We start from the raw sequence: 20,197 nt of genomic DNA on the forward strand, positions 1-20,197 counted from the left end.
AAGAAGAGGGACCGAGATGTCCGCGACCATGATCTTCGTCAACCTGCCCGTCAAGGACCTGGACGCCGCCAAGGCCTTCTGGGGCAAGCTCGGATACTCCTTCAACGCCCAGTTCACCGACGAGAACTGCGCCTCCATGGTGATCAGCGACACCATCGTCGCCATGCTCCTGACCGAGGCCCGCTACAAGGACTTCACCCACAAGGAGATCGCGGACGCCACCAAGACCTCCGAGGTGCTCCTGTGCCTCAGCGCCGAGAGCCGCGCCAAGGTCGACGAGCTCGTCGACGGGGCCGTCGCCGCCGGGGCCACCGAGCCCCGCCCCGCACAGGACCACGGCTCCATGTACGGCCGCGCCTTCGACGACCTCGACGGCCACACCTGGGAGATCATGTGGATGGACCCGGCGGCCTTCCAGGGCTGAGCCCCGTGCCTCACGAGGTCGCGGCGGTCCGCACCCGGTAGGTCCGGACCGCCACCTCCTCGTCGTCCAGGCAGCGCCCCGACTCCAGGTCGAAGCGCTGCTTGAGCAGCGGCGAGGCCACGAAGGGCCTGCCCTGCGCACACCCCAGCAGCCCCCGTGAGAGCACCTGCGCGCCGGTGAAGGGGTCCTGGTTGGCGATCGCGTACGTGCGCCCCGAGCGGTCGGCGAACACCGCTGCCTGACTCCCGTCGGGCAGCAGGGCCGCGACCCCGCGCCCGGGGGTGAGAGCGGACAGCTCGCACACGGTCAGCCAGCCCTCCGGTACCTCGAGTTCGACGGTCATCGCGTGCCTCCCACGGGCTCCAGGGTGAGAACGGCCAGGTCGGGCTTGACCTGGTCCCGCTCGGGGACGAACTTCACGGTCGGGTCGGGGGCGCCGGGCGCGTTGACGAAGGACACGAACCGGCGCAGCCGCTCCGGGTCCTGGAGCGTCTCGGCCCACTCGTCGCGGTAGTGCGCCACGTGGTCGGCCATCAGGGACTCCAACTCGGCGCACAGCCCCAGCGAGTCGTGCACGACGACGTCCCGCAGGTGGTCCAGGCCCCCCTCCAGCCGGTCCAGCCAGGTGGAGGTCCGCTCCAGCCGGTCGGCGGTGCGGATGTAGAACATCAGGAACCGGTCGATGAGCCGCACCAGTTCGGCGTCCGACAGGTCCTGGGCGAGGAGGTCGGCGTGGCGCGGGGTGGCCCCGCCGTTGCCGCCGACGTACAGGTTCCAGCCACTCGCCGTCGCGATCACGCCGAAGTCCTTGCTCTGCGCCTCCGCGCACTCGCGGGCGCAGCCGGACACCGCCGACTTGAGCTTGTGGGGGGCGCGCAGGCCCCGGTAGCGCAGCTCCAGGTCGATGGCCATCCGTACGCTGTCCTGGACCCCGTAGCGGCACCAGGTCTGTCCCACACAGGACTTCACCGTCCGCAGGGCCTTCCCGTACGCGTGCCCGGACTCGAACCCGGCGTCGACGAGCCGGGCCCAGATCCGCGGGAGCTGGTCCACGCTCGCCCCGAACAGGTCGATCCGCTGGCCGCCGGTGATCTTCGTGTAGAGCCCGAAGTCGCGGGCCACCTCGCCGATCACGATCAGCTTGTCGGGGGTGATCTCACCGCCCGGAATGCGCGGGACGACCGAGTACGAGCCGTTGCGCTGCAAGTTCGCGAGGAAGTGGTCGTTGGTGTCCTGGAGGGCGGCCTGCTCCCCGTCCAGGACGTAGACGCTCGCGCCGAGCGTCGGGGCGAGGGAGGCGATGATCGAGCCGACGGTGGGCTTGCAGACCTCGCAGCCGTCGCCGCCGCGGGCCTCGGGCCGGCCGTGGCCGTCGAGCAGCTGCTCGTACGAGGTCAGGCGGCGGGTGCGGACGATCTCGTAGAGCTCGGCGCGGGTGTGCGGGAAGCAGCCGCACAGCCCCTTGTCGGTGGCGGCGGGCAGCAGCTGGCCGATCACCTTGAGGCAGCTGCCGCAGCCGGTGCCGGCCTTGGTGCACTTCTTGACCTCGGGGAGGGTGGCGCAGGCGGTGATGGCCTTCTTGGTGACGTTGTGGCAGGAGCAGATCACCGCGTGGTCGGGGAGGGAGGACGGGCCGAGCGCGACGGGCGCGCCGAGTCCGGCGGGCAGGACCAGCTGCTCGGGCGCGACGGGCGGGACGCTGCCGGTGAGCGGGCGCAGCACGCCGTAGGAGTCCGCGTCGCCGACCAGGACCCCGCCCAGGAGCACCCCGTCGGGGGAGACGACGAGCTTCTTGTAGACGCCGGAGCGGGAGTCGGACCAGACGACGTCCAGGCTGCCCGGGGCGCTGCCGTGGGCGTCGCCGAAGGAGGCCACGTCCACGCCGAGCAGCTTGAGCTTGGTGGAGAGGTCGGCGCCGGTGAACTCCTTCTCCCGGCCCAGGAGGTCGTCGGCGGCGGTCTCGGCCATCTCGTAGCCGGGCGCGACCAGGCCGTAGACGCGGCCGTCGGAGGCCAGGGCGCACTCGCCGATGGCGTAGACCCGCGGGTCGGAGGTACGGCAGCGGGAGTCGACCCGGATGCCGCCGCGCTCGCCGACGTCCAGGCCGCAGGCGTGGGCGAGCTGGTCGCGGGGGCGGACACCGGCGGAGAAGACCACGAGGTCGGTGTCGACGGCGGAGCCGTCCGAGAGCCGCATGCCCGTCACCCGGCCGTCCTCGCCGGTCAGCACCTCCTGGGTGCCGACGCCGGTGTGGACGGTGAGGCCCATGGACTCGATGGTGCGCAGCAGGGCCGCGCCGCCGCCCTCGTCGACCTGGACGGGCATCAGGCGCGGGGCGAACTCGACGATGCGGGTGGTGAGGCCGAGGCCCTGGAGGGCGCCCGCGGCTTCGAGTCCGAGCAGACCCCCGCCGACGACCGCGCCCGTGGTGCGGTCCTTCGCGTACTCCTCGATGGCGAGGAGGTCCTCGATGGTGCGGTAGACGAAGCAGCCGGGGGCGTCCTTGCCGTGGACGGGCGGCACGAAGGGGTAGCTGCCGGTGGCGAGGACGAGGACGTCGTACGGGAAGACCTGCCCGGAGCGGGAGGTGACGGTGCGGGCGTCCCGGTCGATGTGCTCGGCCGGGTCGCCCAGGTGCAGGGAGATGCCGTGCTCCTCCATGAAACCCGCGGGAGTCATGGACAGGTCCTCGGCGCTGCTGCCGGAGAAGTACGAGGTCAGGTGCACGCGGTCGTAGGCGGGCCGGGGCTCCTCGCAGAGCACGGTGATCCGGTGCGTGGCGGTGGCCCCGTGCTCGGCGAGCGCTTCGAGGTAGCGCTGGCCGACCATGCCGTGCCCGATGAGCACGATCGTGGGCAAGGGCTCGGTCATGTCAGTGGCCTCCGTCGTCGGTGAGCAGGTGGAACAGGTCGGCGGGGTCGGGCAGGGGGGCGTCGCCGTCCCAGGTACGGGCGAGGGCTCCCACGGTGGAGAGCTCGCCGAGCAGCACCCCGCCGACGAGGCGGTCGCCGCGGAGGACGACCTTCCGGTAGGTCCGGCGGGTGGCGTCGGCGAGGCGGACCACGTCGTCGCCGGGGAGCGGGGTGGTCTCGCCGAAGGCGGCGAGGTCGAGGGGGCCGGCTCCGGCGCCGCCCAGGGTGAGGCGGGTCAGCGCGCGGGTGCCGGCGTACGGGGTCCCACGGCCGGTGAGGACGTCGGCGATGGCGTCGGCCTGCTCCAGGGCCGGGCCGGCCAGGCCGTACACCCGGCCGTCGTGCTCGGCGCAGTCGCCGATGGCGTGGATCCGGGGGTCGCTGGTGCGCAGCTGGTCGTCGACGACGATGCCGGTGCGGACCGTGAGCCCGGCGGCCGTGGCGAGGCCGGTGCGGGGGCGTACGCCGCAGGCCAGCACGACGAGGTCGGCGTCGAGGCGGTAGCCGTCGGCGAGCTCGACCCCGGTGACCCGGCGGTTGCCCCGTGCGGGGCGGCTGCTGGGGCTCCGCCCCGGGAGCGGAGCCGCAGACGTGGTCAGGCCGCGGACCCGGCACTCGGCGTGGATCTCCACGCCGAGGTCAGACAGGTGCGCGTGCAGCAAGGCAGAGGCGTCCGCGTCCAGCTGGCGCTCCATCAGGCGCTCCGCCTGCTGGGCCAGGACCACCTGCGCGCCGCGCTCGGCCAGCGCCCGGGCCGCCGAGACGCCCAGCAGGCCCCCGCCGATCACCACCGCCCGCACGCCGGGGCGTACGGCCGCCGAGAGGGCCAGGCAGTCGTCCATGGTGCGGAACGCGTGGACCCCGTCGGGGAGTTCCCCGCCCCCGGGCTCGAACAGCCCGCGCAGCGGCGGCAGGACGGGATTGGACCCGGTGGCCAGGACCAGCGTGTCGTACCGCTCCGTGCTGCCGTCGTCGCAGTGGACCGTCCGGTCGGCGCGGTCCACGCGGACCGCCCGGACACCCCGGCGCAGCGCGTGGCCGGGCGCGGGCAGGGCGATCACCTCCGGTGCGTACCGGCCCGCCAGCACCTCGGAGAGGAGGACCCGGTTGTACGGGACGTGCGCCTCCTCGCCCAGCACGGTCACCGAGGCGTCCGCGCCGGTGCTCGTGCCGGTGTCCGCGCCCGCGCCGAGCCGCTGCGCGAGCCGCAGGCCCGCGAGGCCGCCGCCGATCACCACCACACGCTGGTCCGAGGTCATGCCATGAGGGTGCGCGGCCGCTGTTTCCCCACCGCATCGCCCTTGTTTCCCCGACGGAACGCCCACCTCAGCGTGGGGGTTAAGGGCCGGTGAGGCGTTGCTCAAGGCCGTCTTAAGGATCATCCGGGCCACGGTGGCGGCCCTTAGCGTGACCCCTATGCGAGACGTGGCGGTGCGGGTCAGGGGCGGGATGCTGGGCGGGGCGGGGGCGGTGGCCCTGCTGTGGGCCGCGCAGGTACGCCCCTCCGCCCGGCCCGACGCGCTGTTCGCCACGGCCGCCCACCTGACCGGCCTGCTCGCCGGGTACGGGGTGCTGGTGCTGCTGTTCCTGATGGCCCGGGTCCCGGCCGTCGAGCACGGGGTCGGCGCCGACCGGCTCGCCCGGTGGCACGCGCTGGGCGGCCGGTACGTGCTGCTGCTCTGCTTCGGCCACGGTCTGTTCGCCCTGCTCGGGTACGCCGTGCACGAGGGGCTCGACGTGGTCTCCGCCGGCCGGGAGCTCCTCGGCTACCCGGCGCTCGCCGCCGCCGCGCTCGGGACCGTCCTGCTGGCCGCCGTCGGCGTGACCTCCGCCCGGGCCGTACGCCGACGGGTCTCCTACGAGACCTGGCGCGGGGCGCACCTGCTCGTATACCTCGCCGTCGCCCTCGGCTTCGGACACCAGCTCGCCGGACCCGACCTCGCCCCGGTCGCCTGGTTCTGGGCCCTCGCCCACAGCGCGGTCGCCGTCCTGCTGGTCTGGTACCGCGCGGTGGTCCCCGTGCGCCAGGCCCTGCGGCACGCGCTGCGGGTCGCGGAGGTCCGCGCCGAGGGGCCCGGGGTGGTCTCCGTCGTCATGTACGGGGAGCACCTCGCGGAACTGCGCGCGGAGCCGGGCCAGTTCCTGCGCTGGCGGTTCCTCCAGCGGCGGCTGTGGCACACCGCCCTGCCGTTCTCGCTGTCCGCGCCGGTCCGCGGGAACACCCTGCGGATCACGGTCAAGGGGCTGGGCGGCCACTCCCGCCGCATCCGCCGGCTGCGTCCCGGCACCCGGGTCCTGGCCACCGGGCCGTTCGGGGCGCTGACCGCCGCCCGCCGGACGCGGCCCAAGGTGCTGCTGATCGCGGGCGGGGTCGGCATCACCCCGATGCGGGCCCTGTTCGAGACGCTGCCCGGCGGCCCCGGCGACATCACCCTGCTCTACCGGGCCGGGGCCGAGGAGCACCTCGTCCTGCGCGCCGAACTGGAGGCCATCGCCGCCGAACGGCAGGCCGGGCTGCACTACCTGCTCGGGCCGTCGGGCAGTGCGTACGATCCGCTCGCCCCGCAGGCGCTGGCCGCGCTGGTGCCGGACCTGGCCGAGCACGACGTCTACCTGTGCGGGCCGCCCGGCATGACCGGGGCGACCCGGGCCGCGCTGCTGCGGGCCGGGGTCCCGGCCGGGCGCGTGCACAGCGAGTGCTTCAGCTTCTGAGAGCCCCCTGCCGAGTCGCCGCGCCGGCCCCGGCCCGACCCCCGGCCCGAGCCCGTACCCCTGCCCGAGCCCGTACCCCTGCCCGAGTCCCCGCCGCTGCCCGGGTCGCCGCTGCCCGAGTCCCCGCCGCCGCCTGCTTCAACGCCCGTTCCCGAGAGGTCACCGCGTCATGCGTCACCCGCTGCACGTCGTCCTGCCCGTGTCCGAACCCTCCGCCGGGGCCCGCCCGGCCACCGCCCGCCACCGCAAGCCGTCCCCCTGGCAGCCGCGGCCGGCGGTCCGGGCCGCCCTGGCCGCCGTACCGCCCGCGCGGAGGCTGGCGGCCGGGCTGGGCCTGGCCAGCGTGCTGGCCGCCAGTGTCCTCACAGCCGTCGTGGAACCGGCCGCTCCGGTGGCCCCGGACCGGGCTCCGGCCGGGCGAAGCTCAACCTTTGCGCAAGTTTCCGGGCATTGACGGCCCCTGCAACCGCCAGGTCCATAAGGTCAGGACGTGCCTGACATATCAACGACCATGATCGTCATTTTGTGCGTGGCCGCTGCGGCCGCCGGCTGGATCGACGCGGTGGTGGGCGGCGGCGGCCTGCTGCTCCTGCCCGCGCTGCTGCTCGGCCTGCCCAACGCCCACCCCGCCACCGTCCTCGGTACCAACAAGGCCGTGGCCATCGTCGGCACCGGGGGCGCGGCCGTGACCTACGTGCGCAAGGCCCCGGTGGACGTGAAGCTGGCTGTCCGCATCGGCGCCGCCGCACTCGCCGGGTCGATGGGGGGTGCCGCGCTCGCCGGGGGCATCAGCAAGGACGCGCTGCGCCCGCTGATCATGGTGGTGCTGGTGGTCGTCGCCGCCTTCGTGCTCTTCCGCCCCGCCTTCGGCACCGCCCCCTCCACTTCGCCCGTCAGCCGTCAGCGGGTGCTGCTGGCCATCGGGCTGGCCGGGCTCGGCATCGGCTTCTACGACGGCCTCATCGGGCCCGGCACCGGCACCTTCCTGGTGCTCGCGCTCACCGCGCTCCTCCACCTCGACCTGGTCACCGCCTCGGCGACCGCCAAGATCGTCAACGTGTGCACCAACGCCGGAGCCCTCGCGATGTTCGCGTACCAGGGCATGGTGCTGTGGCAGCTGGCCGCCCTGATGGCGGTGTTCAACCTGGCCGGCGCCTTGATCGGGGCCCGGATGGCGCTGAAGAAGGGCAGCGGCTTCGTCCGTGGCGTCCTGCTGACCGTGGTGGGCGCCCTGGTGCTGAAGCTCGGCTTCGAGCAGTGGGGCTGAGCGCCGGAACCGGGACCCCCGCAGCCGGAGCCGTACGCGCACTCGGACCCGTACCCGTGCCCGTAGGTCAGTACGTACCGGTCAGGTGGGCGAAGACGACCACGTTGCCCCGGTATCCGGTGAGGGGCGAGAAGCCGCCCCCGCAGGTGATGAGCCGCAGCTCCGCGTGCGGTGAAGGGCCGTACACGCGCCCGTCGGGGAAGGCCTTGGCGTCGTAGACCTCGACCGCGTGGACGGTGAACACGGCCGTGTGCCCGTCCGCGCGCGGCACCTCGACGGCGGCCCCGCGGCGCAGCGCGCCCAGGTGGTAGAAGACCGCCGGGCCGGTGGCGTGGTCCACGTGCCCGGCGATGACGGCCGTGCCCGCGGCGCCCGGGGTGGTGCCCTCGCGGTACCAGCCGGCCAGGTCGCGCCGGGCGGGCGGGGGGACTTCGAGGCTGCCGCCCGGTTGCAGGCCGAGGCCGACCAGCGGGGCGTCGACCCGGATGGCGGGGATCCGGACGCGCGTGGGCGGGGAACCGGGGAGCGGCGCGATACCGGCGCCCGCCGCATCGGCTCCGGCAGCGGTCAGGGCCTCGGCCGGGGAGGGCAGCGGTGGCCCGACCGGCTCGTGGGAACCGCTGGTCACGAGCCAGACGCCGACGCAGGCGGCGAGTGCCAGGAGGCCCGCGTGACGGGCGGTGGGCCTGCGCCCGGCCCGGTCCGGCGGGGCCGGTCCGGCTCCGGGGCCGCCCCGGACGGCTCGGAATGCGCCACCCATGCGTACCCCCTCGGCTTTCGATTCGGGGTGACTGGCCGTCGCCCGGCCCCGCGAACGGGGGGGACCTCGCGGGGCGGGCGACGGGGGACGGTACCGGTCGGACCGCGGCCGGAGCCGCGGTGGGCGTCCGTCAGCTCCGCGTGCCGCTCGCCCGGCGACGCAGGAGCCAGGTACCGCCGACGGCGGTGGCGGCCAGCACTGCCGCTCCCGCCGCGATCTTGGCGGGGTCGGTGGAGGTGGTCGTGCCACCACCCACCCCGGTGTGGACGGGGCCCTGCGGGCCGCGTTCGGTGACGGTCAGGTCGCCGGTGGCGAACTTGCCGTTCGCGCAGGTCGCGCCGATGCCGTAGGTGCCGGGGCGGGTGCCGCGGGCGACCTGGAACTGCCCCACGACCACCTCCTTGTGGGTGCCCGGGACCAGTTTGAAGCGGCCTCCGCCGACCGTGGTGGCATCACCCTCGGCGTGGCTGCGGGGGCCGCAGGCCGTGGTGTTCACGGTGACGGTGGCGCCGGGGGCGGCGGATTTCGGCCACACCTCCAGCGGGGCGAAGTCGCCGGGCGCGAAGCCCACCATGCCGAGGTCCACGGCGGCGACCGCACCGGCGACCGGGCCGGTGAACGCGGCGGCGGTCAGCGCGGTGGCGGTGAGCGCGTGAGCGGTGCGTCGGCGCATGGGGGCTCTCCTGAAGACACGGGGTCGTGCTCCCGAGGTAACCCGCCCCGCGGGACGCGCGCCTGCTGATGTTCCGTCAGGTCTGCCCGTACGCGACCACCGGACGGGCCGTCCCCGCAGGTCAGCGGCGGTGGCGCCGCCGTCTTCGCCGACCGTGCCGTCCGGGTGACCCCCGCCCCGTACGGTGGTGGGGTGCGGCGGAAGCCGGGACCTCGGTCCTGGCCCGCGCACGGTCGTGCGGCACCGGACCGCAGTTCGTCGTACCAGTGGGAGGGCCCCCGTGGCATCGGTCGTTCGGCCACCGGACCGGAGCGTGCAGCTCCCCTTCTTCGTCTACGGGACGCTGCGCCCGGGGGAGGTCAACCACGACCTGTTCCTGCGCGGCCGCACGGCCTCCGAGGAGCCCGGCCTGCTCCCGGACGCGGCGCTCTACGACGGCCCCGGCTACCCGTACGCGGTCCACCGCCCCGGCCCCGGCATCGTCGGGGAGCTGATCACGGCCGCACCGGACGCCTACGGGGAACTGCTGGTCGCGCTGGACCGGCTGGAGGAGTACGAGGGCCCGGGCCGCCCGGGGAACATCTACGACCGGATGGCCCGCGAGGTGCTCCGCCCCGACGGCTCCTCCGTCCTGGCCTGGGTCTACCTGGCGTCCCCGCTCCTGGCCCGCGAACTGCGGACCTCGGGCGCGGAGATACCGGGCGGCGACTGGCTCAAGCGGTAGCGGCCCGGCGGGATCCGGGGCGGGGGAGCTACAGCCCCTCGGCGCCGCGGTTGCGCAGGCGCTGACCGTACTGCTGGAGGACCCACAGCTCCTCCTGGACCGCCGCCAGCTGCTCCGGCGGGGCCTGCGGGCCCAGCCGGGACATGGTGCCCTGGATCTCGTGGACCCGGCGGTCGACGGCGCGCAGCCGCACCTGGACCAGCTGCACTCCGGCGTAGATCTCGTCCACGGTCTTGGCGTGGATGGCCTCGACGGCCAGCTCCGTGACGAGCGCGCGGACGGTGTCGTTCGGAGCGGCCTCGCGCACGCGGGTCAGGTAGTCCTCGGTGCCGAGCGAGGAGCCGCCCGCGTCCAGGATCGCCTGGCGCACGGCCGCGTAGGGCGGGGCGGTGAACTCGTCCATGCCGTAGGCGTCGAAGGCGGGGGAGACCAGGGCCGGGCGCTGGAGGGCCAGCTTCAGCAGCTCGCGCTCGGTGCGGTGGGCGGGGCTGCGCAGGTTCAGCGCCGGGCCGCCGGCCGGCCGGTCGGCGGGCGCGGGGGCGGCCTCGTAGGCGGGGCGCCCGCGGCCCTGCTGCGGGGGCTGGCTGCCGCGCTCCCGGGCCCAGCGCGCCAGCTGTGCGACCCGCTTGACCACGAACTGCTCGTCGCGGATGCCGAGCATGCCCGCCAGCTGGACCGCCGACTCGTGCTGGATCGCGATGTTCTTGATGTGGGCGACGACCGGAGCCGCCTCGTCCAGCGCGGCCGCCCGCCCCGCCGGGTTCTCCAGGTTGTGCCGGGCCACGATGTGGCGCAGGGCGAACTCGAACAGCGGGGTCCTGGACTCCACCAGCCCCGACACGGCCGCGTCCCCCTGCGCCAGGCGCAAGTCGCACGGGTCCATGCCGCCCGGGGTGATCGCGATCGAGGTCTCGGCCGCGAACTTCTGGTCGTCCTCGAAGGCGCGCAGCGCCGCCTTCTGCCCGGCGGCGTCGCCGTCGAAGGTGAAGATCACCTCGGCGGTCGCGTTGTCCATCAGGAGCCGGCGCAGGATCTTGATGTGGTCGCCGCCGAAGGCGGTGCCGCAGGTGGCGATCGCGGTGGTGACCCCGGCGATGTGGCAGGCCATCACATCGGTGTAGCCCTCGACCACGACCGCCCGCGAGGTCTTCGCGATCTCCTTCTTGGCCAGGTCGATGCCGTACAGGACCTGGGACTTCTTGTAGATCGCGGTCTCGGGGGTGTTCAGGTACTTCGGGCCGTTGTCGTCCTCGCGGAGCTTGCGCGCGCCGAAGCCGACCACCTCGCCGCTGATGTCGCGGATCGGCCACATCAGCCGGCCGCGGAAGCGGTCGATGGGCTTGCCGCTGCGGCTGTCCTGGGCGAGGCCGGAGGTGATCAGCTCCTTGTCGCTGAAGCCCTTGCCGCGCAGGAAGCGGGTCAGGTGGTCCCAGCCGGCCGGGCTGTAGCCCACGCTGAAGTGGGCGGCCGCGGCCTGGTCGAAGCCGCGCCCGGCCAGGAACTTGCGGCCGATCTCCGCTTCGGCGCCGTCCAGCTGGTCGACGTAGAACTGGGCGGCGGCCTTGTGCGCCTCGACCAGCCGGATCCGCTCGCCGCGGCCGCTGGTGCCGGCGGTGTAGCCGCCCTCCTCGTACCGCAGGGTGATGCCGGCCTGGCCGGCCAGGCGCTCGACCGCCTCCGAGAAGGAGAGGTGGTCGATCTTCATGATGAAGTCGAGGGTGTCCCCGCCCGCCTGGCAGCCGAAGCAGTGGTACAGGCCCTTGCTGGGGCTGACCTGGAAGGACGGGGACTTCTCGTCGTGGAAGGGGCAGAGGCCCTTGAGGTTGCCGCCGCCCGCGTTGCGCAGCTGGAGGTAGTCGGAGACGACGGCGTCGATCGGGACCGCGTCCCGTACCGCCTTCACGTCGTCGTCATTGATCCGTCCTGCCACCCGTGAAGTCTACGGCCGGGCGCGGGCAAACCCGTCAGGCACCCTCCGCCGTGACCAGCGACGCGAGCGGAATGGACGGGTCCGCCAGGGCCTCGCGGTCCACCGGCGCCTTGGACCTGATCAGGGCCTGGATGTGCTCTGTGACGTCCCACACATTCACGTTCATTCCGGCCAGCACCCGGCCCTCCGAGAGCCAGAACGCGATGAACTCCCGCTTCCCCGCGTCCCCGCGGATCAGCACCTGGTCGTAGCCGCCCGGCGGGGCGTAGCCCGAGTACTCCAGACCCACGTCGTACTGGTCGGAGAAGAAGTACGGCACCCGGTCGTAACTGACCTCCTGCCCCAGCATGGCCCGCGCTGCGGCCGGACCGCCGTTGAGCGCGTTGGCCCAGTGCTCCACCCGCAGCCGGGTCCCGAGCACCGGATGGTGGGCGGCGGCCACGTCCCCGACCGCGAAGATGTCCGCGTCGGAGGTGCGCAGCGAGGCGTCCACGGCGATCCCGCCGCCGTGCTCCCGGTCGATCAGGGCCAGTCCGGAGGTCTCGGCGAGCGCGGTCCGCGGCGCCGCCCCGATCGCCGCCAGCACCGCGTGCGCCGGGTGCTCCTCCCCGTCGTCCGTACGGGCGGCCAGCACCATGCCGTCGTGGCCCACGATCTCGGTCAGCCGGGACCCGAAGTGGAACCGCACCCCGTGGTCGGCGTGCAGGTCCCCGAAGAGCCGGCCGATCTCCGGGCCGAGCACCGCGTGCAGCGGGGTGGCCTCCGGCTCGACCACGGTGACCTCCGCGCCGTACCCGCGGGCCGCGGCGGCCACCTCCAGGCCGATCCATCCGGCGCCCGCGATCAGCAGGTGGCCGTTGTCCCGGCCCAGACCGGCCAGTACGCCGCGCAGCCGCTCGGCGTGGGCCAGCCGGCGCAGGTGGTGCACCCCGGCCAGGCCCGTGCCCGGGACGTCGAGGCGGCGCGGTTCGGCGCCGGTGGCCAGCAGCAGTTTGTCGTAGTGCAGCGCGGTGCCGTCGCCGAGGACCACCTTCTTGGCGTCCCGGTCCAGGTGCACCGCGGGCTGGCCCAGGTGCAGCTCGATGTCGGCGCGCGCGTACCAGGACGGCTCGTGGACGAAGACGCTGTCGCGCTCCTCCTTGCCCGTCAGGTACCCCTTGGACAGCGGGGGCCGTTCGTAGGGATGTTCGCGCTCGTCGCCGATCAGGATCACCCGCCCCGTGAACCCTTCGGCCCTGAGCGTTTCGGCCGCCTTTGCCCCGGCGAGCCCCGCGCCGACGATGACGAATGTCCGGTGTGCGTCGACCACCTGATGCCTCCTCATAACCTCACCGCCACATGCGACCACATGCGAGCGTCCCGCACTGAGCCTGCCGCGTGAAGGGGGAGTGGCCCGATCAGCTCACCCCTCGGCGCGTCGCGTGCGCCGGGTGAGGCGCGCGTGCAGGGAACGGGCGGCTGCGTCGGTCAGGCAGGCGATCTGGTCGATGACCGCACGTTTCCTGGCCCTGTCGTCCGCGGCCGCGTCGAAGATCGCCCGGAACTGGGGGTCCAGTCCCTCCGGGGCGCGGGCGCTCAGCGCCTCGGCGAGTTCGGCCAGGACGATGCGCTGGTCGGCCCGGATCCGCTCCTGTTCGTCGCGCTGCATGACGTAAAGGTCGGCGACCGCCTTGAGCACCGCGCACTCGTTGCGCGCCTCGCGCGGGACCACCAGCTCCGCCCCGTACCGGGTGAGGCGGCCGGAACCGTACGCCTCGCGCGTGGCGCCCTCGGCGGCCAGGCAGAACCGGCCGATCAGCTGGCTGGTGGCGTCCTTCAGCCGGGCCTGCGCGACGGCCGAACCGTCGTACCCGTGCGGCCACCACTCCTGCTCCATCAGCCGGTCGAGGGCCTCGCGCAGCTCCTCCGGATCGGTGTCCGAGGGCACGTACCGGCCGATCGCCACCCGCCAGATCGCCGCGCGTTCGGGCTCGGAGAAGAGGAGGTTGGGGTCGAGGTGGCCGGCGTGCAGACCGTCCTCGAAATCGTGGACGGAGTACGCCACGTCGTCCGCCCAGTCCATGACCTGGGCCTCGAAGCACTTGCGGTCCGCGGGCGCGCCGTGGCGCAGCCACCTGAAGACCGGCAGGTCGTCCTCGTACGCCCCGAACTTCACCGAGCCGGGGTCGGTGGGGTGGCCCCCGCGGGCCCACGGGTACTTGGTGGCGGCGTCGAGGCAGGCCCGGGTGAGATTGAGGCCGACGCTGACGAGCTCGCCCGACGCGGGATCGGGCACGAACCGCTTGGGCTCCAGCCGGGTCAGCAGGCGCAGCGACTGGGCGTTGCCCTCGAAGCCGCCGCAGTCCTTGGCGAACTCGTTGAGCGCCTCCTCGCCGTTGTGCCCGAAGGGCGGGTGGCCCATGTCGTGCGAGAGGCAGGCGGCCTCGACGAGATCGGGGTCGCAGCCGAGCGCCGCGCCGAGCTCGCGGCCGACCTGCGCGCACTCCAGGGAGTGCGTCAGGCGGGTCCGCGGGCTCGCGTCCCAGTCGTACGAGCGCGTGCCCGGGGTGACCACCTGGGTCTTCCCGGCGAGCCGGCGCAGGGCGGCGGAGTGCAGCACTCGGGCGCGGTCGCGCTGGAAGGCGGTGCGCCCCGGCTGTTTGTCCGGTTCGGCGGACCAGCGCTCGGTGGCGTCCGGGCCGTAGGGCTGGTCGGGAGCGGACGAGTGTGCGGGGGAGGGTGCGGTGCCTTCCATGCTGAGACGTTAACCGGAGACACCGACAATCCGAGCAATCCGAACGAACTCGTTGCTTATGCGGTGGCCAGTTCGCGGTGGCTCCGGCGCGCCGCGGCGATGGCCTCGTCGTAGCGCTGGAGGACCAGGCGGGCCAGCGCCGGGTGCGCGCCGAGCGGGGCGGCGGCCGGGCCGGGCGCGGCCGCGGCGCACTGCGCGGCGAACCGGCCGGGGCAGGTGAAGTACGAGGCGACCGCGGCCCGGTGGTGGCCGCGCGCGGCCAGCGCCCGGACGGCTTCGGGGACGGTGGGGGCGGCGGCGGAGGCATAGGCGGCCACGACGGGCACCCCGCCGAGGCGTTCGGACAGCAGCGCGGCCGTGCGGCGGGTGTCGGCGGCGGAGTCGGGGTCGCGGGACCCGGCGGCGGCCAGGACCACGGCCGGACCCCCCTCCCCGGCCGAACCCCAGCCGGCCTCCAGGAGCCGTTCGTACAGGGCCTCGACGAGCAGCGGATGCGGGCCGAGCGGGGCGGCGACGAGGGTCCTCAGATGGGTCGCCCGGGCGGCGGCCGCGGGGAGGTCGCGCTTGACGTGGTGACCGCGCCCGAGCAGCAGCGGTACGAGTACGGCCTCCCCGGAGGCCGCGCGCAGGGTGTCCGCGAGCAGCGGCCGGTTCAGCTCGATGTGCCCGAGCCGGACGTCGAGCCGGGGGCGGAGTTCGCGGACCAGTTCCAGGAGGGCTTCGGCGGTGTGCAGGGCGAGCGGGTCGCGGCTGCCGTGGGCCACGGCGACGAGGGTGGGGTGCATGGGGCGGCTCCTGGGGCGAGCGCGTGGCGGGCACGGGGCGGGCGCAGCCCGCTGAGCTGCGTGCCGAGCTGGGCGGTGAACCGGGTGAGCAGCTCGGCCGCGGTGTCGAGGGGGAGGGAAAGGGCTTCGGGAGGGTGCACCGGCTCCGTCATGAACCGATCCTGCGCGCCGGAGGTTGCCTGGGCGTTGCGGCGGGGTGACGGGTGTTTACCGGGTGCTCACTCGCTCATTCGTACGGGTGAAAGGTGGTGGGGGTGGAACTGGAGGGCGGGGGCGGTTCGTCAATGCGTGCGAACGGTGTGTGTGAGGTGTGGGGTGCGAGGGGGCGGGACCATGAAGATGCCGGACCGGGCAAGGTGGGTGGCGGGCGCGGGGCGGGCGGCGCGGGCGGTGCGCCGATGGCCGCGGGGGCTGGGGGCGGCGCGGGTGCTGAGGCCGGCGCGGGGACTGAGCGCGCTGCGGAGCGTGCGGGGCAGACGGCGCGCCGTGCAGCTCGTGATGGCGGGCTGTGCGCTGGCGCTGCTGCCGTCGGCGTGGACGCACGCGTCGGCGGCGGACCGCCTGCGCACCACGGCCGACGCGCCCGACGCCGAGGTGGCCGTGGTGTTCGGGGCGGGCCTGTGGGAGGGGCGGCCCACCCCCTACCTGGCCGACCGGCTCGACGCCGCCGCCGAGCTGTACCGCACCGGCAAGGTCAAGGTCGTGCTGGTCACCGGGGACAACAGCCGCACGGAATACGACGAACCCGACGCGATGCGCACCTACCTCACCGGGCACGGGGTGCCGGACGGGCGGATCGTCAGTGACTACGCGGGCTTCGACACCTGGGACTCGTGCGTCCGGGCCAAGCGGATATTCGGGGTCGACCGCGCCGTGCTGATCAGTCAGGGCTTCCATATACGCCGGGCCGTGGCCCTGTGCCAGGCGGCGGGCGTGGACGCGTACGGGGTCGGGGTGGCCGACGTGCACGACGCCACCTGGTACTACGGCGGGGCCCGCGAGGTCTTCGCGGCGGGCAAGGCGGCGGTGGACGCGGCCTTCAAGCCCGAGCCGCGGTTCCTGGGGCCGAAGGAGGAAGGGGTGTCGCGGGCGCTGGACGCTCTGGCAGACTGACGCGGCCATCGGCCTATGCCGATTAGTCATATGCCGGTCTGTCCGTATCGAGAGCAGGGGTGTGCACCGTGGCGGTTGTGGATCTGAGCGGCAAGGCCGTCGTCATCACCGGGGGAGCCCGGGGCCTGGGCGCGGCTGCCGCGCGGGCCGTCGTCGACGGTGGCGGACAGGTGCTGATCACCGACGTGCTGGAGGCGGAGGGCGCCGATACCGTCGCCGGGCTCGGCGGCGCGGCGCGGTTCATCCGGCACGACGTGACGAGCGAGGCCGACTGGCAGGCGGCACTGGAGTACGCGGTCGCCGAGTTCGGCCGCATCGACGGCTTGGTGAACAACGCCGGCATAGCCACCGGCCAGTTCCTGGAGCACGAGAGCGTCGAGCACTTCCGCCGGGTCGTGGAGGTCAACCTGGTCGGCGTGTTCATCGGCCTCAAGGCCGCGATCCCGCTGCTGCGGGCAGGCGGAGGCGGCTCCGTCGTCAACATCTCCTCCGCCGCCGGCCTGACCGGCCTCGCGCTCACCGCCGGGTACGGCGCCTCCAAGTGGGGTGTGCGCGGCCTGTCCAAGATCGGCGCGGTCGAGCTCGCCGAGGCCGGGATCCGCGTCAACTCGGTCCACCCCGGCATGACCCTGACCCCGATGACCGCCCCCATCGGCATCCAGGCCGGCGAGGGCAACTACCCCGGCGCCCCCCTCGGCCGCGTGGGAGCCCCGGAGGAGATAGCGGCCGCCGTCGCGTTCCTGCTCTCGGACGCGGCCTCCTACATGACGGGCGCGGAACTCGCGGTCGACGGCGGCTGGACCGCAGGCCCGACGGTAAAACACCTGACCGGCCAGTGACCCCGCTGTAGGGCCCGGGCGCCGCGGCGTGCCCGTGCTCCGGAGGGCGGGCATGCCGGCCGCCGATTTCGGCGGCGACGTAGACGTCGGCGTCGGTGTCGGTGTCGGTGTCGGAGGCGGCGTCGGCGACGTGGACGGCCGGCGGATCGTGTACGTGCAGATCCTCGGCCGCCGCCTCCGATGCGCCGGGCCTCACCGCAGGGGTCCGGCGGCGCTGAGGCCGAACACCCCCACCTGTAACGCGGGGCGGCGGCCGGCGTAACACCCCTGTCGCACGGTGGGGCGTATGCACATCCCGGACGCCACCACCACCGCCACGCACTGCCCGTACTGCGCGCTGCAGTGCGGAATGCTGCTCCGCCCCGAGCCGGGCGGTGGCACCGTGACGGTGGAGGAGCGTGCCGACTTCCCCGTGAACCGGGGCGCGCTGTGCGGCAAGGGCCGCACCGCCCCCGCCGTGCTCTCCTCCCGGGTGCGCCTGACCGAGCCGCTCATCCGCACCCACGCCGGGCAGCTGGAACCGGCCACCTGGGAGGAGGCCCTCGACGCCGTCGCCGAGGGCCTCGCCCGCACGGGACGCGCGTACGGCCCGGACGCCGTCGGGGTCTTCGGCGGCGGCGGGCTGACCAACGAGAAGGCGTACGCGCTCGGCAAGTTCGCCCGGGTCGCCCTGCGCACCTCGCAGATCGACTACAACGGCCGTTTCTGCATGTCCTCGGCCGCCGCCGCCCACCAGCGGGCCTTCGGACTCGACCGCGGCCTGCCCTTCCCGCTGGAGGACATCCCGCGCACCGGCTGCGTGATCCTCGTCGGCTCGAACCTCGCCGAGACCATGCCGCCCGCCCTGCGCTACCTCACCGAGCTGAAGGCCAACGGCGGCACCCTCATCGTCATCGACCCCCGCCGCACCCGCACCGCCGAACAGGCCGACCTCCACCTGGCCCCCCGCCCTGGCACCGACCTCGCGCTAGCCCTCGGCATGCTGCACCTGATCGTGGCCGAGGGGCGCACGGACGAGGAGTTCATCGCCGCCCGGACCACCGGCTGGGAGGAGGCCCGGGCCGCCGCCATGGCCCACTGGCCCGAGCTGGTGGAACGCATCACCGGGATCCCCGTCCCCCGCCTTCGCGAGGCCGTCGCCATGTTCTGCGCGCCGTCCTCCGCGATGGTCCTCACCGCCCGGGGCCCGGAGCAGCAGTCCAAGGGCACCGACACCGTCGGCGCCTGGATCAACCTGTGCCTGGCCACCGGCCGGGCCGGCCGCCCCCTCTCCGGCTACGGCTGCCTCACCGGCCAGGGCAACGGCCAGGGCGGCCGCGAGCACGGGCAGAAGGCCGACCAGCTCCCCGGCTACCGCAAGCTGACCGACCCGCAGGCCCGGGCGCACGTGGCCGGGGTCTGGGGCGTCGACCCCGACTCCCTCCCGGGGCCGGGCCGCAGCGCGTACGAACTGCTCGACGCCCTCGGCACGGACGTCCGGGCCCTGCTGCTGATGGGTTCCAACCCGGTGGTCTCGGCGCCCAGGGCCGCGCACATCGAGGACCGGATCCGCTCGCTGGACTTCCTCGCGGTGGCCGACGTGGTGCTCTCCGAGACGGCCGCCCTCGCGGACGTGGTCCTGCCCGTCACCCAGTGGGCGGAGGAGACGGGCACGACCACGAACCTGGAAGGCCGCGTCCTGCTGCGCCGCCGGGCCCTGACCCCGCCGCCCGGTGTCCGCACCGACCTGGAGGTGCTGCACGGCCTGGCCGGCCGCCTCGGCGTCGAGAAGGGCTTCCCCACCGACCCCGAGAAGGTCTTCGAGGAACTGCGCCGCGCCTCGGCCGGCGGCCCCGCGGACTACTCGGGCATCTCCTACGCCCGCATCGAATCGGAGCAGGGCGTCTTCTGGCCCTGCCCCGAAACCCCACCGACCCCCGACCAGGCCCCCGCCACCACGACCTCTGCCGCCACCACGGACCCCGCCACCACGACCTCTGCCGCCACCACGGACCCCGCCACCACGACCCCCGCCGCCGACCCGACCCCTGCCGGTGCCACGGCCCCCGCCGCCGCCACGGACCCCGCGCCCGCCCCGGTTCACGCGGGCACGCCCCGTCTCTTCCTCGACGGGTTCGCCACCCCCGACGGCCGGGCCCGCTTCGTGGCGGTCTCCCACCGGGACGCCGCCGAGGTCCCCGACGCGCTGTACCCGATCCTGCTCACCACCGGCCGGGTGGTCGCCCAGTACCAGTCCGGGGCGCAGACCCGCCGCGTGGACGAGCTCAACGCGGCGGCCCCCGGCCCCTTCGTGGAGCTCCACCCCCGCCTCGCCGCCCGCATCGGCGCGGTCGACGGCAGCCCCCTGGCCGTCGTCTCCCGCCGGGGCCGCGCGGTGGCCCCGGCCCGGATCACGGACGCCATCCGCGCGGACACCGTCTTCATGCCCTTCCACTGGCCCGGCGAGGGCCGCGCCAACACCCTGACCAACCCGGCCCTCGACCCGGTCTCCCGCATGCCGGAGTTCAAGGTCTGCGCGGTCCGCGTGGAACCGGCCTAGGAGTTGTCGGCAAGGTGTCGCGCGACCACAGAAGTAGGTCTTTGGTGCCGGTCCGGCCGGGCCCGTAGTCCGATTCGCCGAGCTCCGACGATGGCTAGCGTCACACCATGCGAATTGGACTACTTGGCACCGGAAACGTCGCTCGAGCACTGGCCCACGGCTGGAGCGCCGCACAACACGACGTGCTCCTCGGATCACGCCGGCCGCAGGAGCGGACAGACCTCGGTCTCCCCGTGGCCGGCCTGAACGAGACGGCCGCACACGCAGAGGTACTGGTCAACGCCACCCCGGGGGCCGTCTCCGTGGAGCTGCTGCACTCCATCGGGGCACCGGCGCTGGCCGGCACCTTACTGATCGACGTCGGGGTCGGTCTCTCCGACGACTTCACCGAGCTCTCGCACCCCAACAGCAGCCTGGGCGAACAGATCCAGGATGCCTTCCCCCTGACCCCCGTCGTCAAGACGCTGTGCACCATGGACTCCACCGTGATGACCGCCCCGGACGGTCTCGAAGGCCCGAGCACCGTTTTCCTCTCCGGCGACGACGCCGAAGCCAAACGGACCACCGGCCGACTGCTCAGCGACCTCGGCTGGCCTCCGTCGTCCCAGCTGGACATCGGCGGCATCGTCACCGCACGCGGACAGGAGCACTTCGCCCTGCTCTTCATGGGCATCGCGGGCGGTCTGGGGGCCCACACGTTCAACATCAACGTGGTCACCCGCCCCTCCGCCTGAGAGTTGCCGTCAAAGGGATCTCGCGTCGCGGATCACGCAGTCGTGATACGC

General features: G+C 74.0%; 17 protein-coding genes and 1 pseudogene. 9 read left to right on the top strand and 9 right to left on the bottom strand.

The window, feature by feature from the left end; translation table 11 throughout:
- Positions 1-16: 16 nt before the first annotated feature.
- Positions 17-424: a VOC family protein gene (locus OG447_RS13755; RefSeq protein ID WP_266936772.1), complete on the top strand. Its 408-nt coding sequence runs from the start codon at positions 17-19 to the stop codon at positions 422-424.
- A gap of 10 nt (positions 425-434) precedes the next feature.
- Here OG447_RS13755 and nirD read toward each other — a convergent pair whose 3' ends face one another.
- From nirD to OG447_RS13770, 3 genes are read right to left on the bottom strand one after another with little or no spacing between them, the layout of a single operon-like run.
- Positions 435-767: a nitrite reductase small subunit NirD gene (nirD, locus tag OG447_RS13760; RefSeq protein ID WP_266936773.1), complete on the bottom strand. Its 333-nt coding sequence runs from the start codon at positions 765-767 to the stop codon at positions 435-437.
- Positions 764-3,295, bottom strand: coding sequence for a nitrite reductase large subunit NirB (nirB, locus tag OG447_RS13765; protein WP_266936774.1), 2,532 nt, complete (start codon positions 3,293-3,295; stop codon positions 764-766). The genes nirD and nirB overlap by 4 nt, the downstream gene beginning before the upstream one ends.
- A 1-nt stretch (position 3,296) precedes the next feature.
- Positions 3,297-4,595: an NAD(P)/FAD-dependent oxidoreductase gene (locus OG447_RS13770; RefSeq protein WP_266936775.1), complete on the bottom strand. Its 1,299-nt coding sequence runs from the start codon at positions 4,593-4,595 to the stop codon at positions 3,297-3,299.
- A gap of 157 nt (positions 4,596-4,752) precedes the next feature.
- On the opposite strand from OG447_RS13770, the gene OG447_RS13775 reads away from it, so the two are divergent.
- The 3 genes from OG447_RS13775 to OG447_RS13785 all read left to right on the top strand — a co-directional run bounded on the left by OG447_RS13775 (position 4,753) and on the right by OG447_RS13785 (position 7,315).
- Positions 4,753-6,048, top strand: coding sequence for a ferredoxin reductase family protein (locus OG447_RS13775; RefSeq protein WP_266936776.1), 1,296 nt, complete (start codon positions 4,753-4,755; stop codon positions 6,046-6,048).
- Between the two features lie 169 nt (positions 6,049-6,217).
- Entirely contained in the window at positions 6,218-6,502 is a 285-nt protein-coding gene (locus OG447_RS13780; RefSeq protein WP_266936777.1) for a hypothetical protein, read from the top strand.
- 36 nt (positions 6,503-6,538) lie between these two features.
- The gene (locus tag OG447_RS13785; protein WP_266936778.1) at positions 6,539-7,315 is read left to right on the top strand and encodes a TSUP family transporter; all 777 of its coding nucleotides are present in this window, start codon (positions 6,539-6,541) and stop codon (positions 7,313-7,315) included.
- Between the two features lie 67 nt (positions 7,316-7,382).
- On the opposite strand, the gene OG447_RS13790 is transcribed toward OG447_RS13785, so the two are convergent.
- Together OG447_RS13790 and OG447_RS13795 are read right to left on the bottom strand one after the other, a co-directional pair.
- On the bottom strand, positions 7,383-8,075 hold the full coding sequence (locus tag OG447_RS13790; RefSeq protein WP_266936779.1) for a class F sortase: 693 nt from the start codon (positions 8,073-8,075) through the stop codon (positions 7,383-7,385).
- 130 nt (positions 8,076-8,205) lie between these two features.
- Positions 8,206-8,748 (bottom strand): hypothetical protein, encoded by a 543-nt coding sequence (locus tag OG447_RS13795; RefSeq protein ID WP_266936780.1) that lies wholly within the window; start codon positions 8,746-8,748, stop codon positions 8,206-8,208.
- 280 nt (positions 8,749-9,028) lie between these two features.
- Between OG447_RS13795 and OG447_RS13800 the strand changes: the two genes are divergently transcribed.
- On the top strand, positions 9,029-9,472 hold the full coding sequence (locus tag OG447_RS13800) for a gamma-glutamylcyclotransferase family protein (protein WP_266936781.1): 444 nt from the start codon (positions 9,029-9,031) through the stop codon (positions 9,470-9,472).
- Positions 9,473-9,500: 28 nt separating this feature from the next.
- On the opposite strand, the gene dnaG is transcribed toward OG447_RS13800, so the two are convergent.
- The 4 genes and pseudogenes from dnaG to OG447_RS13820 form a co-directional block, all read right to left on the bottom strand.
- Complete coding sequence (gene dnaG, locus OG447_RS13805; RefSeq protein ID WP_266936782.1) at positions 9,501-11,402, bottom strand: DNA primase; 1,902 nt, start codon at positions 11,400-11,402, stop codon at positions 9,501-9,503.
- A 34-nt stretch (positions 11,403-11,436) separates the two neighbouring features.
- Positions 11,437-12,711, bottom strand: a complete 1,275-nt coding sequence (locus tag OG447_RS13810; RefSeq protein WP_266936783.1) for an NAD(P)/FAD-dependent oxidoreductase — start codon at positions 12,709-12,711, stop codon at positions 11,437-11,439.
- Between the two features lie 93 nt (positions 12,712-12,804).
- Positions 12,805-14,136 (bottom strand): deoxyguanosinetriphosphate triphosphohydrolase, encoded by a 1,332-nt coding sequence (locus OG447_RS13815; RefSeq protein ID WP_266936784.1) that lies wholly within the window; start codon positions 14,134-14,136, stop codon positions 12,805-12,807.
- 56 nt (positions 14,137-14,192) lie between these two features.
- Positions 14,193-15,073 (bottom strand): annotated as a pseudogene (locus OG447_RS13820) (sirohydrochlorin chelatase).
- Positions 15,074-15,419: 346 nt separating this feature from the next.
- Here OG447_RS13820 and OG447_RS13825 point away from each other — a divergent pair.
- The 4 genes from OG447_RS13825 to OG447_RS13840 all read left to right on the top strand — a co-directional run bounded on the left by OG447_RS13825 (position 15,420) and on the right by OG447_RS13840 (position 20,146).
- Positions 15,420-16,034 carry a vancomycin high temperature exclusion protein gene (locus OG447_RS13825; RefSeq protein ID WP_266938864.1) on the top strand — a complete coding sequence of 205 codons (615 nt, stop codon included), beginning with the start codon at positions 15,420-15,422 and terminating at the stop codon, positions 16,032-16,034.
- Positions 16,035-16,102: 68 nt separating this feature from the next.
- The gene (locus OG447_RS13830; protein ID WP_266936785.1) at positions 16,103-16,873 is read left to right on the top strand and encodes an SDR family oxidoreductase; all 771 of its coding nucleotides are present in this window, start codon (positions 16,103-16,105) and stop codon (positions 16,871-16,873) included.
- Positions 16,874-17,159: 286 nt separating this feature from the next.
- Positions 17,160-19,412, top strand: coding sequence for a molybdopterin oxidoreductase family protein (locus tag OG447_RS13835; RefSeq protein WP_266936786.1), 2,253 nt, complete (start codon positions 17,160-17,162; stop codon positions 19,410-19,412).
- A 107-nt stretch (positions 19,413-19,519) separates the two neighbouring features.
- A complete protein-coding gene (locus OG447_RS13840; protein WP_266936787.1) occupies positions 19,520-20,146 on the top strand; it encodes an NADPH-dependent F420 reductase in 627 nt (208 codons plus the stop codon).
- The last annotated feature ends 51 nt before the right edge of the window (positions 20,147-20,197 follow it).

It is taken from the genome of Streptomyces sp. NBC_01408 (genome assembly GCF_026340255.1).
Taxonomy (GTDB): Bacteria; Actinomycetota; Actinomycetes; order Streptomycetales; family Streptomycetaceae; genus Streptomyces.